This window comes from Endozoicomonas sp. 2B-B, from assembly GCF_053470045.1.
The window spans coordinates 6,456,656-6,481,168 of the sequence record NZ_JBLZMU010000001.1; the positions used below are offsets into that span (position 1 = coordinate 6,456,656).

Sequence of the window (24,513 nt, forward strand, 5' to 3'; positions counted from 1 at the left end):
TATGAGCATTACAGAATCCTCAGGGGAGAACATGGCCAAAACGGCCGAGAGCAAAGAACCGGCACTGCAGGTATCCAATCTTAATGTTGTCCTCAGACATGAACCCGATACCCGGATTCTAAAAGGCGTCAGTTTCCAACTGAACAAGGGTGAAGTCTTTGCATTGGTTGGCGAGTCAGGCAGTGGCAAGTCGGTAACATCGTTGTCAATCATGCGTCTGCTGCCCGATGCTCTGAAAATCACTCAGGGAATAATCCGGCAAGATGATACCAACCTGTTTGCCCTGACCGAGCAGGAAATGGGCTCCGTTCGTGGTAAAAAGATCGCCATGATCTTTCAGGATGCATTGACCTCTTTGAATCCGGTTCAAAAAGTGGGTGACCAGATTGCAGAAACCCTGAAAATACACACCAATCTGACCGGTGACGAGATCAGAAAACGCACTGTCCAACTGTTTGAAGAAGTCGGCCTTCCTGACCCGGATAAACGTGTAGACTGGTATCCCCACCAGATGTCCGGAGGTCAGCAGCAGCGGGTTATGATTGCTATGGCTCTGGCCTGTGAGCCGGATATTCTGCTGGCGGATGAGCCCACCACCGCCCTGGATGTCACCATTCAGAAGCAGATTCTGGAGCTGGTAAAAGCATTAACCATTAGCCGTGACCTGGCGGTATTGTTGATTACCCATGATATGGGCGTAGTTCGTGAAACCGCTGATCGTGTTGGTGTTATGTATCAGGGTGAGATCATTGAGGAAGGCAGCTGTGATGATTTCTTTGAGAATCCTCGTGAAGAATACAGCCGTCGTCTGATTAACAGCCTGCCTGACATGGACGCTTACCGGCCTCAGACCCATCCCACTCCCTTGTTGAAGGTAGATAATCTGGAAGTTCACTTTCCCATTCGTAAGGGAATCCTCCAGAGAGTTCACGATTACACCAAAGCGGTTAATGGCATCAGCTTCTCCATCGCCAAAGGTGAAACGCTGGCCCTGGTAGGCGAATCGGGTTGTGGCAAATCCACCACTGGTCGTGCCATTCTTAACCTGGAAAAAGCGACCGGTGGTGAGATCTGGTACAACCACCGGAAAATTCACGCGCTTTCCCGCAGGGAAATGTTGCCCCTTCGCAAAAAAATCCAGGTCATCTTCCAAAGCCCTTATTCTTCCATGAACCCACGTATGACGGTGGGTGACATTATCGAAGAAGGTATGATTAGCCTGCAGATGGGTCTGAGCAAAGCTGAAAGGGAGCAACGTGTTGAATCGCTTTTAAAGAGGGTCCAGCTGGAGCCTGAGCACCGCTATCGCTATCCCCACGAGTTCTCTGGTGGTCAGCGTCAGCGCATAGCCATCGCCCGGGCGCTTGCGGTTGAACCTGACCTGATCATTTGTGATGAACCTACCAGCGCACTGGATGTATCTATCCGCTCAGAAGTCATGGATTTGTTGCTGGAATTGCAAAGAGAGCTGCAAGTCTCGTACCTGTTTATAACTCACGATCTTTCAATCATTCCTCATCTCGCTCACCGGGTCGCGGTGATGAAGGGAGGCAAAATCGTCGAACAGGGCCATACCGAAGATGTAATGACCAGACCTCAGCATGATTACACTCGTAAGCTGCTCAGCGCTGTTCCGGAAGTGCGTTAAGCGCCATTCCCCGCCCATCACGCTTAGTTATGGGCGAGCAGCCTGTCGGACTTAAGACTGTCCTACTCGGCAACTGCTCCTGTGTTGCTCTAGCTCCTGCATCCATGCAGTCGTGCGGTTGCAATAAATTGGTCTAAAAATCTCTGTTTCTTCGTCAAATAGCTCGCTATTCTCCTCAGAAACAGAGATTTTTATCCTCAATTTCTTGCAATCCTCGCTACGGACGCTCAAGTCCGACAGGCTGCGAGGGTTCTGGCTCGTTATGCATCCGTGAAGATAATCAGGCTCTACACCCTGAAGAAATGAACCCGATAGTGAAAAACTGTCCGGAATGTTTGAGACTCAAAGTTCATTATTCTGAGGCTCGTTTTGAGCTATCGGGGACAGAGTTATAACCACATCACTGCTATCTGAGAAAGGTACTCTCTCAAAGCAAGTGGGAGACCAGTTACTCTCCCTGTTTGTTTTCACTGGACCGTAATCCCTTCCATCCACTGACAGTGTAATCATATACGGCTGCTCATCAGGATAATAAAATATGCCACCTGCAAAAACAGAGAAAGTATAGGTGGGCTTATAAACATCGGGACTATCAAGGGACCAGGCCACAGTCCCCTTGGGATACCTGGCATCAGTGGGATGAAGGTCATTGTTCACATTCTGGAGACTGATACTGGTACTGATGGGAAGATAAACACCAGACTTAATAAAACTGTCCAAAGTGGCCTTCAAGCCACCCACCTTCCTGAAATATCTAAAAGCATTATGTTGAAAACCTGCAGCTATTGCACTAAAGCCATAGCCTAACCCCACCGTTTCATCTCTGAATGTCACTTCTGCTGCCGATGCTGTGGACAGGAAACCGGAAAGGAGTAAACCAACAGGAATAGCCATTAAAACTTTCATAACTAAAAAAGCCTCTTCTGATATTATAACCCGGGAATATCATGAAGCTGCTTTAACCAGACCAAGGTCACATAAAAAATTCCAGTCACCATTTATCCATCTGTAGAAAAACAAACGAACGTCACCAGTCGGATTTTTACCAGCTCACTCGACACTAACGTGTCGTCAATCAGATAGCAGAAGAAAGAGAAGTACTTCGCTTTATCAGATTCCCGAATTAACCCAACGCTCAAGTATAGATACTCATTTCCATCACTGCTTTTTTTACTGTGACTCCCTCTTATTATTTAGGGAGGCGTCCTGGCAACCTGTTTGATGATCAAAGCATCTCAATCCCAGCTGGTCAGACTAAACCGCGCATAAACCCGAAAGTCATTCCCTGAGACACCCACCGGCTCAAGCGTCTGGGCGGCGCTGATTTCCAGAGCGCCCCATTCGGCAGAGACTTTTGTCCCCAGGCCAGCGGAGGTGAGTTTTTCGTGGGAACCGGGCATCCTTGTCTCGCCATGATCAAGAAAGACAAAAGGTTCGATTGCGCTCTGTCGATAGGACAGGCCAGAGTAGTGCAGCTCTGTCTGCTGACGCCAGCCTTTGTCGCCGGTCACAGCACTGTTGTTATAGCCTCGAATGCTGTACAACCCTCCGAGAGCAAAGCCAAGGCTCGAAGGCAGAGTTGCTTCACTGGCCCACTGAGCCTCCCATGAAGACAGCACATAGAGTGGCGAGTCAAAGTTGTAGATCAGTGTCAGGCTCGGGTTCAACAAACTCAGGTACCGCACATCATCATTCAGAATGGACTTGCTGCGCAGTCTGCTGAACAGCAGTCGGCCATTAACCTGCCAGTTGTCGTCCAGCAGATTCAATTCCTGCCCGAACTGCAGCTGATCATTACGGTAGTTCGACAAAGGTTCATCCGCAACAGCGTTTTCCGAACGGGTACTGCTGGCTGAAAAAAGCAGGTTCAGCCAGCCATCAATGTCGGACCAGAACAGGTAACTGGCATCCAGGGTGTAACGTGTCGTGTCACCTGTAACGTCGACATCAACTGTTGTGATTTCGAGCTCGCTGTCGGTGTACTGGAAACTGCCTCCCAGTCTCCAGCCCTCTTCGCCCAAGACCAGGTTGTAGCTGGCGCTGAATGACTTGAGTCCATCAGACGTCAGACCATAGCCCAATAATTTGTCGCCGTGGCTGAACACCGACGTTTTCTGGTAGAGCAGACTCAACTGCTCTTCTCCGGCGTTTTCAGTGCCGTGGTTATCAAAATAGAGCGACGCTCCTTCTTCCGATTCAGGAATCTGAACAACGACATCGGTCAATCCAAACGCCTGACCGGCCTTAAGCTCTGACTGCAATCTCTGGCCGTGAACCCGGTTATAAAACAGGATATCCCGCTCCAGCGCTTCGACATCGATGGAGTCTTTCTGCCAGTCTGTATTGATCCACTTCTGAAAATACTCTCTGTCATCCTCTTCTACTTCGCCAGCAAAAACGAGTTCACCAAAGCGACCTTCTACCAGTCTGATACTGACCAGCCCATTCTCTATTTTCTGTTCCGGAAACACTGCAGCAGCTGTGTAAATGCCTTTGCTCTTGTAGAGTGTATTGACAGCTCCAAGCAGGGTTTGCAGATCCTGATAATTGACCTCTTTGCCCAGCCAGGGCTCCGCCAGCGACTGCAATTCCTCTCGGGACAGGTGTCTGGATTCTGTGAAGCGAATGCCCTGCAAAAGAAGCATTGGACCACCGCTTTCCTGAACCGCTTCCGGCTCCTGATCCTTCTTCACAGTTGGCGTCTTTTTTCTCAGTTCAGGCTCAACCAGGCGCTCTTTCTGCTTCTCAATGTCTCTGCTGAGATTTCCCGAAGGATCTGGCAGCGGTAGTTGTGTGGCCAAAGTGACCGTTGATTGCAGCCAGAGACTGCATAAAGCCAGCCCGGCTGCATTCAACGAGAAATGGAATTTAGAGAAAAGTCGCTTTCTGCAAGCATTATTTTTCTTGTTATACGCGTCCAAGTACATCTACTCCCAGGCCTGCCCATCACTGGACAGGCCAATTACACCCTAGAAAAATCTCCCCCATCCCCAACTGCGGCTTTCAGAGGCAGGCTTGATATACGCATAGTGCTGTGTATCGACTTCCGTACTGGTGCCCTCGTCATCGACCTGAGTCACCCGGATATCAGGTGCGTAAAAGCTGACGCCATGCCTGCCAGTCAGACTGAGTTCTTCAACCTCCACGCCATTTTCAGCACGAATCGAGCCACGTTCCATGGTCATTTTGCCGGCAAACAGGAGATCACCCACCACCAGCCAGGCGTTACCTTCCAGTTCATCAATGGACAGTGAGCCCAGAGTTGTCATGTAGATATTGCCACCGGTCGTCTTAAGCAGACTGGCCTGAAGATCGGCACGGGCCAGAATGTTGATATTGCCACTCTCAGTTTCTGCTGAAAGCCATGGCAGATCAACCACCAGCGGATGCCCGATACCTGTAGCAGCCTGAAGAACAGCCTCTCCGTTGCTGGCTGTCAGGTGACTGGCATCACGCCACTTACTGAATCTGTATTCATTGTTTCCGTAAATGCCGCCTTCTGCAGAGGTGAGAGCAAAGGCCAATCCATCAGCGTGGGATGTCAGACTGCCGAGATACTGGTTACCGCGGGTATGAATGGTTACCGCGCCACTGGATTCAATGGAACTCTCATAGCCCATTGAGAAACGATCAGCTCCGTAATGCTCAGAGGAACCTATTGTCAGTGAGGCCGCCTTAAGGTCTGTCCAGCCCGAAAGACTAATGTCCCTCTCGGAGAACAAGCTTACAGCACCTTCAGCAATGACTGATCCACCCAGGTCAATATCTCCCCATCCTGCCCTGGCGGTGAAGTCGCCTCCTGCAGTCAGCGCACGGTAATTCTGGGAAGACGTGGTGCTGATGAAGAGATCACCGTCGGTTTCTATAACACTGTCATAGCCCGTGCTGAAGCGATAGGCACCGACCGAATCTTCTGAACCAACGGTAAGGGAGCCTGCTTTCAAATCAGTGTGTGAAGCCTGATGGATATCCCTTGCGGAATAAAGATTCATCGCTCCTGCGACGTTTACATCACCATTGAAATTGATCCAGCTATGTGCAATGGCGTCAAAATCACCGCCAGCCGTCACATCACGATAAGACTGGTAGTTTGTGGTGTGTATGAACATGTCGTCAGCAATCTCAATACGGCTGTCGTACCCTGCATAGAAGTTGTATGCCCCGGCCTGCTCCTGACTGCGAATGGTCAGAGAGTTGGCGCTGAGGACACTTCGGCCTGAAAGGTCAATGTCACGTCCTGCCTGCAGTTGCATATCCCCTGCAGCAATCACGGAGTCAGCAAAGTAAATCCGCCCTTGCTCAGCCACAGCATTAACACTGCCACCGACGTTTGTTGCCTGATACTGCTGATCGTGTCTGGTATGAACCAACAGGTCACCATCAAGTTTGATGGTACTGCTGTGACCAACCGAGAAGTTGTAGGCTCCCACCTGACTCTCTGACCCTACGGAAAGAGAGGTCGCTGTGAGGTCATTGTGGGATGACAGGTAAATGTCCCGACCAGCTTCCAGATTAATAAAGCCCGCCGCAGTGACTGACTCATCGAAGTGAATATTTCCATGAGCAGACCGGGCAACAAAGTTTCCACCAATATTCAGAGCTTCATAGTCTTGGGAATAAGTGGTGTTCACAAACAGATCGCCGTCGGTTTCGATAGACGAACCGTATCCAACCGTGAATCGGTAAGCCCCTTCCTGACCTTCAGTGCCGATGGTCAGTGATCCGGCCTTAAGACCTTCCCAGGCTGAAAGGTAGATATCCCTTCCCGAGTGGAGGTTCACAGCACCACCTGCCGTCACAGAGTCCCGGAAATGGATAGAGCCATATTCAGCCCTTGCCGTGAAATCACCGCCAACGATCAGTTCCTGATAGTCCTGGCTGTAGGTGGTGTTCACCAGCAGGTCGCCCTCTGTCTCGATGGTGCTGCCATACCCCACCGAGAAACGATAAGCTCCGGACTGATTGGCCGTTCCCACAGCGAGAGAGCCCGCAGTGATGTCTTTCCATGACGAGAGATAGACACTACGGCCAGACTCAACACTCATGTCTCCACCTGCTGTGACAGACTCCTTGAAGTGAACATCACCGTATGCACTGTCAACAGCGAAATCACCACCGGCGCTGACGTAGTAAAAGTCGAGTCCATCCCGGGTAGACACAGAAATATCATCCCCGGCCGTCAGGCTGCTACGATAGCCGGTGTAATAACGGTCAGTACTGAGACTGATATCTTCTCCAGCGACCAGATTCCTGCGGTATTGCTGATAAATGCGGTAGCTGGTATCAAGCTCGATGCTCTCGCCGGCATTCAGATCCTGATAGAGATACAGTTCATCGGTGCGAATCCGCAGAGAGCCGCCAATATCACCAATGGTACCGGTCAGATAGAGCCTTCCATCGGTCTCAAGCTCAAGATCGCCACCCGCGCTGATCTGCACACTGTCAGGCAGTGACAGCGTATTATTAATAAGCGCCAGGTTGCCACCGGCATCAAGCACAGTGTTTCGTCCCAGATACAGGCCGTCGGACTCAACCCGCAGGTCCTCTCCGGAAATCAGGCTGCGACCCACTTCCAGATAAACATCTTCAGGCGTAGTCAACAGAATATGTCGACCGGCATTGATGTCCTGCTTAAGCTGGATGTCACTGTCAGTGTTGACCTGGAAAGAGCCTCCTGTCTGCTGCACCTGACCATTCAATCTGACCAGACCACTGGTCAGCAATGCCATATCACCGCCCGCTCTCAGGCTGGTCGTGTCAGGCAAGCTCATACCATTATTGCTGAGTGTCAGGTTTGCCCCTGCGTGCAGATTGTTATTGCCCTGCAGATCCAGCCAGTCAGAAGTCACACGGATGCTGCGTCCAGCCAGCAGGTGTTTTTCGGTAGGCAGAACCAGGGTTTCAGGAACAGTCAGAACAATATCCTGACCCGCATTGAGGCTGTGCAGAATATCGAGACCTTCAGCGCCGGTAATTCGAATGGAACCCGCGCTGGAACTTACCGGGCCATTCAGAACGACCTGACTTTGAACCGTCATGTCGATGTCATTGACAGCAGAAATTTCCACATCGTCGCCCATCTCAAAAGTGTTGAGCAACACAGTGACGCCATCCCCGGAATTCAAACGACTGTTGTCACCCAGCACCAGAGTGTCTGTGTCTATTGAGATGCCACCGGCTGAGGTAATGCTTTCTCCCGCTGCCAGATTCACTGCGCCTGGCTCTGAAAACGCAGACAGTCTCAAGACAACCGGGCTGCCTGTTCTGATGTTGGTATGTCCACCAGCAGTAACAGACTTGTTGAACAGAATCGGTCCAGATCCACTGAACAGGGTCAGATTACCTCCTGCCACCAGTTCGGAAAGATCCATCAGACCGTTGGTGGTCAGTTGCATGTTGCCGCCGGAGAGAATTCTGCTACTTGCCATCTCGAGGAAAGCAGCCTTGAGATCAAGGTTGCCACCCGCGCTCATGCTTCTGCCTGAAGCAATCAGGACACCCTCAACCGCTTCTATATTCATATTGCTGGAAGCGCTGATATCCCCCTGAACATTCAGCCCCTTGCCCATCTTCAGCGTCATGGCGCCTGCAGAAGCACTGATAGAACCACCGGCAGTCAGATCACCTGCGGTTTCTATTTTCACGTCCGCTGCAGCCAGAGAGCCGGACAGTGTCAGGTCGCCACTGGACAGTACATCAACGGTTCCCGCAACTGTGGCAGAATCAATGGCAAGCACGGAGCCTGATTCAATATCGACATCGAGATTACCGCCTACTTCCAGAACGCCAAGCAACATGGAGCCCGGTGTGTAGAGTTTCATGTCAGCACCGGATTTCATCAGACTGTTGTCGCCCATATCGATGAAGGCGGCATTGATGTCCATGTAGCCACCAGCGGTAATGCTTCGGCCAGAGGCCATTGTCAGCCCATCTGCAGCAACAATGTCGATATCATTGAAGGCACTGATATAACCCTGAACATTCAGCCCCTTACCTACCTTCAGGGTCATGGAACCAGCTGAAGAACTGAGGGAACCACCGGCAGTGAGTTCGCCTGCGGTTTCAATGGTGACGTCACTGGCTGCCAGAGAGCCGGACAGATCGAGATCACCGCTGGAAAGAATGTCGACGATACCCGCAACCGTCGCACTGCTGATAGCAAGCTCGGCACCCGACTCAATATCGATATCCAGGTTACCACCCACTTCCAGAGTGCCCAGCAGCATGGAGCCCGGTGTATAGAGCTTCATGTCAGCGCCGGATTTTATCAGGCTGTTGTCGCTCATATTGATGAAGGCGGCGTTAATGTCCATGTAACCACCGGCGGTAATACTCTTGCCGGCTGCCATAGTGACACCTTCAACGGCAACAATATTCATGTTGCTGAAAGCACCGATGTCACCCTGAACGTTCAGACCTTTGCCCATCTTCAGGGTCATGGAACCTGTTGAAGAGCTGATGGAACCGCCAGAGGTCAGGCCACCGGTTGTTTCAATACTCACATCGCTCGCAGCCAGAGAACCGGACAGCGTCAGGTCGCCACTGGAGAGAATGTCCACAAGCCCGGCAACAGTAGCAGAGGCAATACTAAGGGTTGAGCCGCCCTCCAGATCAATATCCAGGTTACCGCCAACCTCCAGAGTGCTCAGCTCCTGGTTGCCTTTGGTGGTGATCTGAAGATTCTGGCCAGACTTTATACGACGAGTGGCATACAGTCCCTTCTGTCCATCGAGAATAATGGAGCCCTGGTCACTGGTGATATCCGCATTCAGGAACATATCGCCACCTGAGGTAAGCAGTATATTGCCTGTAGAGGTTGCGACTGTGTCAATCAGAGTCAGGTCAGCCTGGGTTTCGATGTCTACCTCACGGGCATCCAGACGAGTCGCGGTAATTGAACCCAGTTGAGCATCAAAACCGTTGCTGGCAGTCAGGTCAATCACACCATTGCGGGCTGTCAGATTAAACAGGTTCATGCTGTCTGACGCCGTCATGGTGATATTGCCGGAGCTGGTCACAGAGGCCAGAGAATCCATCGCAATCCTGTTGGCGTCAGCCAGAAGATTTCCACCCTGAGTGACAATGTCACCATTCAGAGTCAGCTGACCATTAGCCAGAAGCGTCAACAAACCTTTGGATGCAGTGACATCTCCCAGAGTGAGGCCGCCAGACTGGGCGTAGATATTCGCACTGCCCACTCTGACGTTCATGGCGCCCAGGTCAATGCTGTCGGCATCTATGTCAGCGTCATTCCCAACGGTCATTGTGTAACCACCGCTGGTCAGAGCGCCATCCACATCCAGAGTCAGGTCAGTAGCGTCAATATTCCCCTGCAGAGCCAGGGCGCCCACTGCGCTGAGGGACAAGGTTTTGTCGATATCAACCTGCCCCAGCGTGAACAGGCTGGAGTCCTTCACGTTCAGCCAGGCATTGCCTGCGTCAGCACGGAAAGTACCCGTACCTGTCATAATCAGATTCAACGCCCCGGAACTGCTGCCCAGATCGTGGCTGTTGACGTCCAGATTGAATGACTCAGCAGCAAGGAAGCTGTCGTTGTTGTACGACAGAAGATCATTACCGTTGGCTATGGAGAGCAGGCCACCAGCACTGATTGATCCCAGATAGAGATCACCACCCACACCCTGAAGGTACATATCCGATGCAGCACCCGCCTGTCTGAGCGCTCCTGTGAGATTGAGCTTCACGGCATTGCTTTGTGAGCCAATATCGCCACGGGTATTAGCGATAAACAGGTCACGGGCAGTTATATTGGTCAGCCCTGATTTAGCTTCAATGGCACCATCCACCACCAGACGAATGTCGTTACCGGAAGAAGCCAGACTGCCCAGGGTCAGGCCGGATTTGGACTCGATGTAGATCTCTTTGGTGGCCGATGCGTAGAGTTCCCCGGACATATCGATCTTGATCGGGTCAACCTGCTTGACGTTGAACGTTACATTGTTCTGGGTCACTGTCGTTGAAATATCACCGGCACCGGCAGCCAGCAGAGCCGCTTTCTGGGCGTCGGTAATGGTTCCGGAACCATCACGGCTGACACTGAAGACCAGATCATTCAGGTTTTCACCGACACTGCCGCCATTGGCAATCAGGTGAATGTCGGAAGCCTTGATGTTGGCCTCCCTGTTGGTCAGCTGGCTTGAAGCATCGCCATTCAGCGCTGTTGCAGAGATACTGATATCCAGCTGGCTCTGCTTCCACTTTGCACCATCCACCATGCCGGTGTACCAGCTCGAGTCTTTCGCCAGAGTCAGGCGATAGCTCTGATCGTAACTGCCAGTGAGCAGATTGCCATAGTCATAACCGAAGAGAGTACCTTTCTGCTCAATCCCAATGGCGTCTTCAGCCTTGTCGTAAACATCAGCGGCAGCAACCTGATCTGCGAACCACTGTTCAAGTCCCTGATAGTCGGCCTTCACCAGACTGGTCAGTTCCACTTCGTCAGTGGTGTTGTAACGCACTTTCAGGGCTTCAACAAAGGCGGGATCGATGGTGAAACCGGCATCGCTGTCGTCAGACAGACGTTGCTTGATCATCCAGTAGGTATGGTACTTGTGCGTGAACTGGTTTTCGTAAGACGACACAGTCACAGCACCGGCGTCATCATCCAGCAGGTTCAGGCTGTCCCATACCGCAGCATCATAAGCCAGCTCTTCATCGGTCTTGTCCAGTCGGCCAATACCGTTGGTAATCCGGCCATTACCCAGCTTGATCACCACTTCTTCGTTAGCATTGGCGCTGTACAGCTCAAGGTCGCCATTGGCCTGATTAACAGCAATATCAGTAGCGGCATTCAGTTTCACTGTGCCGGTGGTGGAAATATTGACGAACTGGTAGGTACCGGTATTGCCAATGGTTCCGACCTTACCAATGCCACCGGTGGAGCTGGTCAGATCCAGACGGTCAGATTGAATAATCGTACTGCTGTCTTTGGCCACAATGCCTTTGTCAACAACACCAACAATGTCGTATTTGGCTTTCAGATGTCGAAGTTCGACATCACCATCGGCGCCTGTCACGTTGAAGTAAAGAGAACCATGACTGGAGCTCAGGCCCAACTCGTCGGTAATGATCGCCAGTGCATTATCCTGGCTGCCAATGCTGCCTCTGGCCGCAATGGTGGTCACGTCAGAGGTAATGGCGGTGGACCCCGAAGTGATCAGATTATTGAGCGTGCTGATATTCGTGGTGCCACTGGGGTTATAAACGTTACCGGTCAGCTCTATAGAAGATTTTGAGGTCAGGTCAATAAAGCCATTAGCCGAACCAGTGAACTGGAAGCTGATCGCGTTGTCCGCCTTCACATAGGTGTGAGCATCCATCCACATACGATAGGGAACGTAAACCACGGGATCGACATTGGTCATGTTACTGCCGTAGTACTTGTCGTAGCTGAGGCCCCACTTCACCCCCCAGACGTACTCACCACCACGGTCATAGACCTGGGTCAGGTAATTACTGGCTGTGCCATTGGAACAGGCTTCCGGCTTGTAGGAACAGGTGGTGTAATAGCTGGTTTCAGTGTTCCAGTTGGTTTCGTAATACCAGTCCCCCAGGGTGTTCGGGTACTTCGCGAAGTAGCCATCGATAGACTTGCCATCATAAGGCGCAGAGCTGTCTCCGGGCGGATCGAAGCTACGCACCACTGTCGCCCCTTCACGGATATAAAACAGCTGTCCGGCCATGGGGTTGTAGGTCATGGTCGACGTTGTTCCGGTGCCGCCAAGGCTCTTCACATAATTGGATTCGTCATAACTGACCGCCCAGGCGTCGGTCTCATACTGTCTGATTTTGTTGCCGGGCGAGTGAACGAACCATTCACTGTAATAGCTGCCATTTTTTCTTTTGTTCAGGTCGGTAATGCGGATAACACCAGTGGCATCGTCTCCGGCACTGATAGTACCGAGCACCAGCTGCTTGCTGGAGTCGTTATTGATGTCAATCTGGCCAAGACCGTCCTTAACGGTAATATTACCTTCTTCGCCGGTTGAGGAAATTCTAGCCCTGATAGCCACATAGCCACCGCCGCTGACCGGAATATCATCAGCCCTGAGCTTGCCGGTAGCAACATCATAAGTCAGACCGATGCCGGAGGTGCCATTACTGGACGACACATCAAAGTTATAGTATTTCAGGGTTTTGAGGCCGGGCAGAGACGGATGTCTGACCCAGAGAGCCTTGGTTTCACCGGGCCTGATATTAATCACATCGCCGGCAGAAAGCCCGGCGTCCCTGATGTAATCGGCGACGGTCGCATCAAAGCCTGAACCCACATCCACAGACCAGGAGTTATCGGTACCGACAATGATCTTGCCGTTAATATCCAGACGCTCGGCATTAATAACAACTTTCTCACCAATAATGGAAGTGCCAGTGCCGCCGAGACTGCTTTTCACCTGAGAGTAGGTAGCGCTCTGCTCAAGTTTGGACTGTAAATTCTGAACAGGCTTGAACTTCCACTTGCTACCGCCACGACTGCTGCTGTTGGTGCGCATTTCGAATACTACTGCATCGCTGCCGTTGTATTCTTTACTGTCGCTGAAGCCCCAGTTGAAGTAGATGTTCATCTCGTCGTAGCCGTAGCTACCGCCCTGGTAATAACTCTTCTGGTCGTCGGTATGACGGATTGCACGGCCTGTAAACCAGTTATTGAAGTCATTAATACCAGTAGCATTGATGGCTGTGCTGTATTTGTCGTTGAGATAAAGCTGCACAAAACCTTCAGCGGAGGGTTTCCAGCCAGCAGTGTAGTTGACCAGCGCCTTGGGATCACGACCGTAAGTTTGTGGCTTGTTGGAATTCAGCAGCAGGCTGCCGTTCTCTACGTTCAGGTTAATGGCGTTAGCTTCGATGGTAGCCTGCTGAATCAGATCGCCTTCTGCCACATCAATATTGACACTGGACAGCAGGTTAGAGATATCACCATTAATAATAACGTCAGAGTCAAGGTAGTTGGCGCCGGTTGGCGCATGGCTGATATCAATGCCAGTCTTCGACGTGAAATCACTGCCGGACTGCTCAAAGATATAATTGCTGCCCAGCGAGGCACCGCCAGTGACAAACACGTTACCGCCGGTCTGATTGGTAATGCTCAGGTTTTCCAGCAGCAAATGTTCATCGGTCTTGTTCTCCACTTTGATGTAGGCGTCGCCTTTGGCAGTAAAGTCAGGTTTGTTACTGCCAGCCAGTGTAATGGTGTCTGCCACCAGGTTGATATTCCCTGCTGTAGCCTGAACATCCGCCACCCTGATGGCATCGTTCGGATTCGCAGACAGATCATTGACGATAGCCGACAGCAGTACAATTTCTGACTTCAGCTCATTGATCTCATCCTGGTAAGGGTTTGTGCCACCATCGACGATGCTCTCGGAGCCGGTGCCGGATGAGCTGCCGGTATCTTCGCCATCGCCATCACTCACTGTAATCCCATCGATAAGGATGCTGGAACCGTCCCAGGACTCCAGCAGGTCAACGCGATCCTGAAGATCCTTGATGTAGGCTTCCAGTTCTGCCCGGCTGGAGTACTTCTCATTCATCCGGGCTGCCGTACCATAACGGTAGAGCTGCTTATTAATGGTGCCGTCGGACTCTATTTCCACCCACTGATAGGCGTACTGCCCGGCAACTACCTTACCATTGCCGTTAAAGGTCAGAATATTACTGGTGCTGGAGTCACTGCTGCCAAAGCTGGTTTCAGAACTGAACAGCTCCAGGTAGGGGTTCTTTTCAATGCCACGGTGCGTGGAACTGACCTGTCCTTCATTGGCTTCAATAAACACATGGCTGTCGGAACCAATGTCAAAACCATCAGCAAAGTTCACCTTGTTATTCAGGGTGATGTTGGATTTTGCCTTGTTGCCAGCCGGAATAGGAATAGCCGTCCAGTTATAGACGTTGGCCAGGGCATTACCTGTCAGTTGATTCTCCTGAAAGTAATTACTGCCACGGCCGCTGTAGATTCCGACATTACCATAACCATTGATAATGGCATTTTTACCAATATCAATCTGGTTAAGAACATCCAGATCAACGGTACTGACACCACCGGCAACACCAGCTGCCGCCCAGACGGTTACATTAGCCTGGGACACGGCACTGCCCCGAGAGTAAGTGCCGATACCAATCTCTCCCCTTGGGTTATAAAGTTCAGCCCCTTCACCCAATGAGATTTTGTTGCGGGTTTTGACATCCACATCGGATTCAGCGCCTGCACCCTGCAAGGCACCACCGATTTCCAGCTTGGACTCGTCGTAGACAAAGAAATCCGTGTTGGCGTCCAACATAATGTTGTGGTCGTAAGTGCTGTCCATCCAGGCCAGGTCAGAAATCTTCAGCACAGCGTTTTTACCCACCACCACTTCGGCGGCGAGGTTTTTCAGATCCTGGTAGGAAAGTCCCGCAGTACCGTTGGCGGCACCACCGCCCGCGCCGTGAATAGAAGAGGTAAAGCCATTGAAGTAAGGATTCTGAATCTGGTAAGCGCTGTTGAAAGCGTCAATATCAATATCCAGCGCCGAGAAGCTGACATTCTCGCCCAGCTCCACCCTGGCATTGGTATCCACCTCGACCAGAGAAGTTGCGCCTGAACCACCCACTACAGAAACGGTGGTAGCATCGGTTCCGGCAAAGAACTCCGTCTCACTGCTGGCAGAAATATAAACACCACCGGCATCGACAGGAACAATCCGATAGTTGCCAGACCAGTCATCAATCTTGACCGCAGCGGACTCATTGCCATTGCTGTGATCACCAGCATCCATAACCGATTCTGCAGCACTGCCAGAGTAATAGCCGCCACCGCCTGCGGTGGTAAAGCTCTGGTTCTGGTTGTAACTGGTGGCGTCCAGAGTCAGGTCACCCGGACGTTCCAGGGCAGCTATCGGATTCTTGCCAAACTCAACCCGGCTTGAGCTGAAAGATTGAGCAACACCTGTCTGATAGCCTCCGGCCACCAGACCAACAAAGTAGCCGTCGGCATCAGCAATCTGCACCCCGGTATGACGGGCATTCACAGTGAAGTCGGAATACGGCAGATACACGCCATCACCTACTCTGGCGATAGACTGAGACTTGTTAGTGGCCCTGGCTTCACTGCCTGCAATACCAAGGAGCAAACCACCGGAAGCGGCAAAGGCTGCAGCATAGGCACTTTGATAACCGTCCGCGCCACTGCCGGTCTCGGAGCGAACAATAACTTCACCACTGCCGTTAAATACCGTTCCGTCAGCCACTTCGGCTTCCGCTTTAGTGTCAGCAATGGCATAAGCAAAAGAGCCGCCCATGGAACCACCCGCCGCAACGGTGACACCATAAGCACTGGAGTAAAGCTCCGATGCAGACTGGGCATTGATATTAACGGCACTGGAATCAGAGCCGGTATCAATGGTGCCGTAAACTGTCGCTTTTACATCGGAATCATCGCGGGCGTCAGTCACAACCCCCTGAACTCCTGCCAACAAACCGCCTGCCAGAGCGAAGCCTGTGCTCTTCACCATACCTTCGTTGAGGGCAGAAACGGTGATGTTGTTATAGCCGTCAATCAGCTTGCCTGTTTCACCCACCCAGGCATCAATGTCACTGTCCTTTTCTGCATAGCCAATGCTGACCCCAAGAGCCCCGGCGCCAATATTGATGTTCAGGGAACCATCGGTAACCGATGAGGGCTTACCGCTGCTGACATCCCCAAGACGAATATCAGTGGAATCGGTAGCGGTAACTTCAAGATCTCCGGTGTCGTTACCCTCTGCTGAGTTGATTCCGGCCACAACCCGGTTTTCACTGCGCGCATCGGTGTAGTTAATAACGACGCTGGTACCACCCAGGCCAACAATAAAGCTCTTCATTTCAAGAGCGCCGTCATCGCTGCTGGCATTCTCCAGGCTTGCGCCGATCACCGCATTGTCTGCCTTGACATTGCTGTCTACGGTGGCGATGTTCATTTCATAGGAACGACTGATACCCACCACGCCTGCAATACCCACAGAACTGGCCTGAGCTGCGCCCAGCCCCTGGTAGCTGTGCTGCAGCGTACGACCGTTGACGTTAAGCGTATCGACATCAATCTTGCCGCCACTGATCCGGGCAGCAGTGACACTTTCACCACTGAGCTTGAGAGACTTACCTGATTCTGTAGTGGTTGAGGTAGAAGGCGCCTGGCTGCGAGTGATGGTGACATTGTTGTCGGCTTCCAGCGTAGCAATTTCTTCATCAGACAAATGTCTGTTATAGCTGGCAGTGTCCGAAGCCAGAACCGTGTTGGCTTCGTTTCGGCTTGGATCAAACTCATCTTCAGCGTTGGTGCCATCTTTGGCTGTCGTATCACCCTGACCATAAAGAGCAAGACCGATACTCACCGCCGCCGCAGCGTTAGTAGATGCAGCACCAGCAACACTGATCAGATTGGACTGGCGCTGGGCATTGGCGTCAATATCCAGTGTGCCCGCTTCAATGTCCGAGCCAACCGCTTCACTGTAGACCTGGGAACGTCCCAGCACCACATTCGCCACAGCACCCACACCCAAACTGGCGCCAGCACCGATACCCGCAGCCCACTGATCAGCATCCTGAAGTTCTTGAGCATTAACGGTCACGTTAGTGGCGGCAGAACTGCCGTCACTGCCACGAATGTCTGTGGTGAGGTTGCTATTCTTGAGATAACCATGAATTGCAGCACGTGTTTCGCCACGGAACTCCGTAGTATTGATCATCGCTGCGACACCATAGCCGCCACCCAGTCCAGCACCAAAGACATAACTTTTTGCACTGGAAACCCGATCAGCATCCACTGTAACCGTATCTGAGTTCACTGCGGTAGTCAGGGTATCGCCGTTATCGTCCAGATCATTGCCAATAGTGGCTTTCGAATCACCACCCACAATATTGACGGCCAATCCAATACCAACACCCACTGTCGTACCGATACCGGCTGCACCGGCGGCGACATTGGCTTCCTGACGTCTGTCGGAGACAACCACTACCTCTCTGGCATTGGTTGTGCCACCTCGTAACCAGGCACGCGTGTTACCGGCCTGTTCAGTGATAACCACTGAAGCAGCGCCACCCAGGCCACCGGTTGCGCCTAACCCGGCTGCCACACCCGCTGAAACGGCCTGAGCCAGTTTCGAGGTATTGGCGTCAATGGTTACTTTATCCGCATTAACAGTGCTGTTTTCAATCGTGGCTTCACTGGAACGCTTCTGGTCATTGGTGGCAAAACCACCAACTCCCGCGCCAGCGGCTTCACCGCCACCAGAAACGGCAACACCTGCAGAAACAGCCAGTCCCGCTTCATGAGCATTGGCACGAACATAGACATCTGCACCATCTTCACCGGAAACGCCGGAATTAATGGTGGCATCCTTGATGTAAGCTTTAGTAGCGTTATAGGTGCCGTTAGTAGCAACATTGGCATTGATAGCAACGGCCTTGCCACCAGCACCGCCGACAGTAATCGCTCGCTGCTTGGTTCTGGACGTTGCGTTAACAACAAGACCGTTGACGGATTCTTTGGTGCGCTCCACAGATAACGTGTTGAAGCCGGAAGTCAGGTCACCCATGGAGACAGCATCCGGATTGGAACTGTCACCGGCAGTAGAAAGATCCGGCAGATCACCATAGCCCTTGAGATCACCGGTATCCACCTGCATAGTGCTGCCCTTGCCTCTGGCAATCACTACTGCATCGTCAATGTAGGCTTCAGTCTTGCCGTATTCCATCGCTGTAGAGATGGCAACAGCACCAGCGCCAGCATCGACACCAATGCCAACAGCACCACTGCCCACCAGATTGACGCTCATCGCATCAGCATTGACCAAGACATTGTTCCAGGCATCTATTCGGGCATCGTCGGCAATTCTTGCTGTCACATTGCCGTCTATAACGCCGGTTCCCACGGAGCCGACCAGGGATACCTGCTTGGAAGCCGCAACACCGGCGTCGATGGTTAGCAGCCAGTTACGACGGAAAGCGTCAACAGTAACGTTTTGCGCCTTGAGTGTTGTACTGCCAGGGTTGCCTTTGTTACCCAGCACTTCTGCCGTGACATCTGAATCGACACGGTTGGTAGCAATGGCGACACCACCGGCGGAACCATTGCCGGAGCCAGCACCCATCCAGGCTGTGGCTACGCTATCACTGTAATCCTGACCCTGGACAACGACATCACCGCCACTGGTTGAAGATGCTGCGCTGGAACGATTGGTGGCGGTGTCTTTAATACCGGCTTCGATGGATTGATCGACATTGTTGGTAGAAATTGCGCCGGCAAAGCCAATACCACTCTGCCCAAGATTGGCACCTATAGCGATGGCGTTGCCCACCAGCAGATTATGATCATTGGATGTTCCGCTGAGCGCCCTGACGGTAAGATCCTCATCCACCTTGAGGCTGGTGTTGCTGACCCTGGCTTTTGTTGAATGCTCGTCAGTACCTACAAGATTCAGGGCTACTGCCAGACCTCCGGCAGTAGCGCCACCCTGACCACTGGCCACCGCTACTGAACCAGCGACGTTAATCAGATCCATGTCATTCTGGGCGACCACAGACAAGTCACTGGCGTTGATGGTCCCCTTATCGGAACCGTTCCAGTCACCAATTTCAGCCAAGACCTGGTTATTCAGGCGGTTAACCGCAACAGAGCCGACACCGGAGAAGCCGCCAGTGCCTACACCCACACCAATGGCAACACTGTAGAGCAGGGAGTTGTCACGGGCATTGATATTAACGTCTGCCCCGGCTCCTGACTTATTGATATTGACGTCTTCCATGCGGGCTTTGGTTTCACTTTTCACATCCGCATGGGCGTAGGAAATACCCAGATTCTTCTTACCAGCTTGAACAGCACCGGCCACAGCAATGATGCGCTTGCCTTCTGAGGAGTAGTTGTAAGTCGAGCCGCTACCGTCTTCACTGGTGTGGACGTTGGTATTGTCCATGGCTTCAGCACCGCTGAAGTCGTAATCCTTGTTAGTATTGCTGGAGCCGAGGTCACTGAGAATCTTGTCAAGATCGCCGTCTTTCTCACCACTGGCATTAAGATTAACGACACCCGCCCCGGTGATGTTGGTGCCTTTCATCAGCGCCTTGGTATCCGCACCGATGGAACCTATGGCAAAGCTGCCCTGGAAGCCCAGGGAATCTTCCTGATTATTGTTATAGCCAATACCTGCGGCGCCAATACCGATCCGGTTCAGGCTGCGGGCACTGATGTCGACCCGGTCAAAGTTATTGAGATAAGAGCGGTTGGAACCACTGAAGTCAACGATGGCTTCGGTGGCTGCACCGTCATAAACATCCTCATCATAGGCGGTACTGAGAACATTGTTACCATCCGGGTTGGCGTCTCCGGGAATGGCGGACGGATCATTAATCTCGGCAAAGGTAATGGCCAGACCGGCCCCCTGCTTGCCGCCGCCGTAAAGGGTACCGCCCCCTACGCCCACATAACTGTTGTTATAGGCGGAGACTTCAAGATCATTATTCGCCCCCTGATTTGAGCTGATTGACGAACCTTCAATCCGTGCTGATGTGCCGTCGTATATCTGGGCACCCGAGATGGACAGCGCACCATTACGTGTCTGGCCAGAGGAAGAGTCCGGCCTGGTGACAGATAGCGCCAGGGCGACGGAAGTCAGTTCACCACCGTGCAATGCCTGGACATTTACGTCATCGGCATAAGTGATGACAGAGTCTTTAATCCAGGCCAGGGCATCATTGAAACTGATCTGATAGGAAATAGCCCCGGCAATAGTATCCTGATTGGTAGGCGAATTTGCTCCCAGCATAGACAGCGCTGCTGAACCTGTCGCAGAAGCCGAGATCACTTTTTCCAGAGCCTGAACGTCAACATCGACATCGTTGTAGCTGTTACCGTTCTGGTGACCGCTGATGGCAGCACCATCAATAATGGCCTTGGCGTCCATATTGTTGACGGAGACAGTAAAGCTGCCCGCCCCTGTCAGGCCCAGCTGATCCTTGGAGACTTCCGCAGAACTTTTGCCAGAACCTGAGCCACTGTCGTCGTTCTTGCCGCTTTCTGACGATTTGCCTATCGATGAATCACTGCTGCTTCCGGTAGCGCCGGTGTAATTCGCAGCCAGCTTTGAAGACAAGCCGTTGTACCAATTCTCGAACCTGGCGCCAATGCCGGGCTCATCACTGGGCTCAGTGGTTAATGCTCCGGCAACCGCCAGAGATCCGTTGGTACCTGTTGAGCGGGCACGCACGCTGACCGAGTTAACGACGATGCCTTTTGTTGGATCAGGTGCAGTTGGCGAACTTGGGGAAGGTTTATCGGTCTCGTTATTGTTTTTGTCCTGGAACTTGACCTTATTGTATTCCTTTGAATTGTCACCAATAAACGCCTTGGTATCGCCCTGGGAAACGTTCGCCGCTATAGCGATGCCAACCGCTGACTGGTCTGACCAGCTGAAGGCACCAGCCGCCGCCCAGTTGCCAAATTCATGATCAGCAATGATAACGAGATTATCAGCGCTCAGCTGAGCCTGATTGTGCAGGGATGCGTGAGTCAACACTTCCGAATTGAGAAAACCAAGAACGCCGCTGAAGCCAATACCACTGGACTGCCCGGAGGAAGGCGTCACCAGGAAGTGACGTTCGTCCGTTTCTGCGTACACCCCCACATTGCCACTGGCATTGACCGTGGCTTTGCCAATACCCGCCACGGCTGAGCCGGACTGCTGGATATAGGAAATGGAGCCGCCAACCGACTTACCTTTTTCATTGGTGCCGTTTGCGTTCGGTATCAGCCCCAGACTACCGAGATTACCAGCAACAGTGGCGGTCTCCATCAGGTTGTAGGCCCTGACCGCTACCGAGTCATCAAAAGAGAAGGTATAGGTGACGTCTTTAAAGACCTTGCTGCTACCCAGAATTCCGGGAACTTCACTGTTGGCCTTCAGTTCTCTGCTCGCACTCCAGTTGCCCGTACCGGTTGTCGTTATTTTGGCCTTGTCGCCTACCCAGGCCTTGGTGTCCATATCGTTCCACAGGACATTAAAGCTGCCGCCGTAGGCTTCTTTATCAGCTGCAGCACCGGCATTAGCGAAACCGGTCAGAATATTGTTTTGTAACCCGCCGACACCGTTAAATTTGCCGACGACATCAGAGAAGGTGTCCCACTTGTCGTAGGTGGAGACAATAGGCATATGTTGCAGAGCAATGACACCGAGATTAGCCGCATCGATCTGTACCGACTGGCCGACTTCTGCTACCGCGTCACTGTCGTTAATGGCAAGGTTAAGGGCCAGCGCCAGACTTTTGTCCGATGCCGGAGTCTGGTTGCTGCCACTGGAATTCTCTTTGGGAGCCGATACAGCCGCTTCTGCCGAAGTTCTGTAACCGCCCTGGTCGCCTCCCAGGGCACCATTGTTGTTACCACCCACAACGGCCTGATTATCGCTGCCCAGATCGGTCTGGCTGGCAACCAGAATATTGCCAGTCGCAATAATATGTGGTGCATCCGTCTGCCCTGATACATTGGTGCCGAGGAAACTGTAGGCATCGTGATCCGAAAGATTGAGGGAAAATGCCAGGCCGCCTTTGAAGCTGACCTTGCCCGTTTCATCGGTGGGAGCAGAGTGCCCTATCGGGAGGTATTTGGTGGTGAAGTTGTGGACACCATTCTGCAACGCAGAAACCCCGCTGATGGCTTTGGAGCCGATGGTGCGCATGAACAGGTTACTGCCCACTGTCACACCGGAGTGAACCCTCTGGTTCAGAGTCCGGTCCAGGGCTGTGATGGTAACATTTCCCGTCTTATCCTGATCGGTTCCAAGGCTACTGCCCAGCTCGGCCGTAGCATTGGTATCAAAATCACCCACAGCAACCGCAACACCATAGCGGGTTGCTTTCAGGCCATAGGCAGAAGCAGAGATATGGTAGTAATTCTGGTTCTCTGCGGCTACCACCAGATTGTTGGCGTCCAGGGTAACGCCGCTGTCAATCTTGGCGGTTGCGTCTACATCGGATTCCCCGACGGCGGCAGCAATCACTACCTTATTGGCATCTTCAGCAATAAGGTTGAATGCTGTGGCCGCCACATAGGACTCGTTGTGGGCAGAAACGTCCAGGTTTCCTCCCGCCTGAATCGTAGCTCCTGACTTCACGTGGGTAGTACTGGTGGCGTCACTGGTGGCGTAAACTGCCGCCAGTGCTCCGGGCAGAGCATTGCCCAGGGTAATGGCGGAAGCGTCGGAAACAGCATGGGATTCCGATGCCAGAGAAACATTACCACTGGCGTTTATATTGGCGCCGCTGTTGACGTTGACCGTTGCTTCAGCATCGGCGTCCATCAGGTAAAATGACGCTCCGGCAAGGGCACCACCCACCACCGAGCCCATGGCTACGCCAGGTTCCTCTTTGATGCTGCTGGCAGCTTTTGATTTGGCGCTTGCGGTCAGACTTCCGGCGTACACCTGACCACTGAAATCAATGTTGGTTGTCGCGCTGGCAGAAGCCAGGCTGACATCCTGGCTGGCTGAAGCCGTGAGCGTTACATCACCCCGGGCAGTGTCGCTTGAGTTTCGAGTATCGAGAACACTGCCGCTGTTCAGATCTATATCTTTGGAGTCAATACTGATGCCCGATTCCGCAGCCAAAGTGCCACTGACGCTGGCCTGAGTAGCAGCCGTGACCGTTACACTGCCCTCTGCATCCAGAGAACTGCCGGAATTCATCTGAACCTTGTCACCGGTAACTGTCACTGATCCATCAGAGAGAACACTGCCAATCAGGTTAATGCCGGAATCATTGGTTTCCGGAGAAGCTGTAGAACCACTCTGGAGTAGTACACGATTGCTACCGCCATTAAGAGTCAGTGTCGTAGAAGCGCTACCATCAGCCTGAAACTGAATACTGCCGGACGAAGCCAGACTGGCGCCGTCTCTTGCATCCAGAGTGGAACCCGAGTTGACGGAAATTTTCTCAGCCGTGATGGTAAATCCACCATCGGCATAAAGATCACCGGAAAGGTTAATGGCAGCGTCTGCGCTGCTGGAAGCCTTGAGAACAATAGTGCCGCCATCGACCTTTAATTCGTTTGGAATAGTCAGGTCATCGACGTTAACCGCCGTGTAATCGTTGTTTTGTCCATAGTTGCTGACACCGCTGGCAGCCGCTGCATTGCCGACAATGATGATAGCCTTTTCATCAACATCAATGGTGTTGGCGTAGATGTCTATGCCTGAAGCTGTGTTGATCTTGCCCTGGATTCTCACCAGGCCAGAGGAAGAGACGCTGAAACTGTTACCGAGGAGATCACTGACCTCACTGTCTACCGGCGCGCCATTGGACAGAAGCGCAGCGATTTCACTGCTATCGGGTGTTTTTATAGAAAGCTTGCCGACATTGACGACACCGGTCTCACCTACGATGAAGCCAGCTGAGCTGGCGAATACCACATTACCGCCCAGGGAGCCGTTCTTGTAGCTGTTCAGGATACCGTGTACTTCCGGCGCATCGGAGCCCCTGACGATATTGACCAGATTACTGGCGTCAGCAGGTACTGTCAGGTTAGCGGTATGGGAAGTGCCGACTACAAACTTGTCAAAGACATTGATGGCGGAAGCATTGGAGCGCTTTGTGGAAGTAATGGTATGGACATTACCGGAACTGGACACCGAGGTGATTCCATCTACGGCACGAATGTCGTTATCCACTGCCATTGCCGGCGCAGAAAACAGAGCACCGGTCACTACCGGCCAGGGAACCTTGTTGAATGTTGCCCTGTTAGCCAGGCCAATAGAGGTCGACAACAGCGTGCGATTAAAGCATGTCATAGAATCCCTTTCCTTTTTTTTATTCCTGACGCTGTCCTTCAGGCGCCCCAG

At 52.4% G+C, this 24,513-nt stretch carries 4 protein-coding genes; 1 reads left to right on the top strand and 3 read right to left on the bottom strand.

Features of this window, described 5'->3' with window-relative positions:
• Window position 1: 1 nt before the first annotated feature.
• Complete coding sequence (locus ACOMHB_RS22920; protein WP_422135452.1) at window positions 2-1,648, top strand: ABC transporter ATP-binding protein; 1,647 nt, start codon at window positions 2-4, stop codon at window positions 1,646-1,648.
• Between the two features lie 342 nt (window positions 1,649-1,990).
• On the opposite strand, the gene ACOMHB_RS22925 is transcribed toward ACOMHB_RS22920, so the two are convergent.
• The 3 genes from ACOMHB_RS22925 to ACOMHB_RS22935 all read right to left on the bottom strand — a co-directional run bounded on the left by ACOMHB_RS22925 (window position 1,991) and on the right by ACOMHB_RS22935 (window position 24,462).
• A complete protein-coding gene (locus ACOMHB_RS22925; protein ID WP_448218367.1) occupies window positions 1,991-2,554 on the bottom strand; it encodes a hypothetical protein in 564 nt (187 codons plus the stop codon).
• Between the two features lie 329 nt (window positions 2,555-2,883).
• A complete protein-coding gene (locus ACOMHB_RS22930; RefSeq protein ID WP_448218368.1) occupies window positions 2,884-4,569 on the bottom strand; it encodes a ShlB/FhaC/HecB family hemolysin secretion/activation protein in 1,686 nt (561 codons plus the stop codon).
• Window positions 4,570-4,617: 48 nt separating this feature from the next.
• Window positions 4,618-24,462, bottom strand: coding sequence for a leukotoxin LktA family filamentous adhesin (locus ACOMHB_RS22935; RefSeq protein WP_448218369.1), 19,845 nt, complete (start codon window positions 24,460-24,462; stop codon window positions 4,618-4,620).
• Window positions 24,463-24,513: the final 51 nt, after the last annotated feature.

Excerpts from the sequence above, each read along its gene's own strand:
- ACOMHB_RS22920 (WP_422135452.1), top strand. The coding sequence starts at position 2 with ATGAGCATTACAGAATCCTCAGGGGAGAACATGGCCAAAACGGCCGAG.
- ACOMHB_RS22925 (WP_448218367.1), bottom strand. The coding sequence starts at position 2,554 with ATGAAAGTTTTAATGGCTATTCCTGTTGGTTTACTCCTTTCCGGTTTC.
- ACOMHB_RS22935 (WP_448218369.1), bottom strand. The coding sequence starts at position 24,462 with ATGACATGCTTTAATCGCACGCTGTTGTCGACCTCTATTGGCCTGGCT.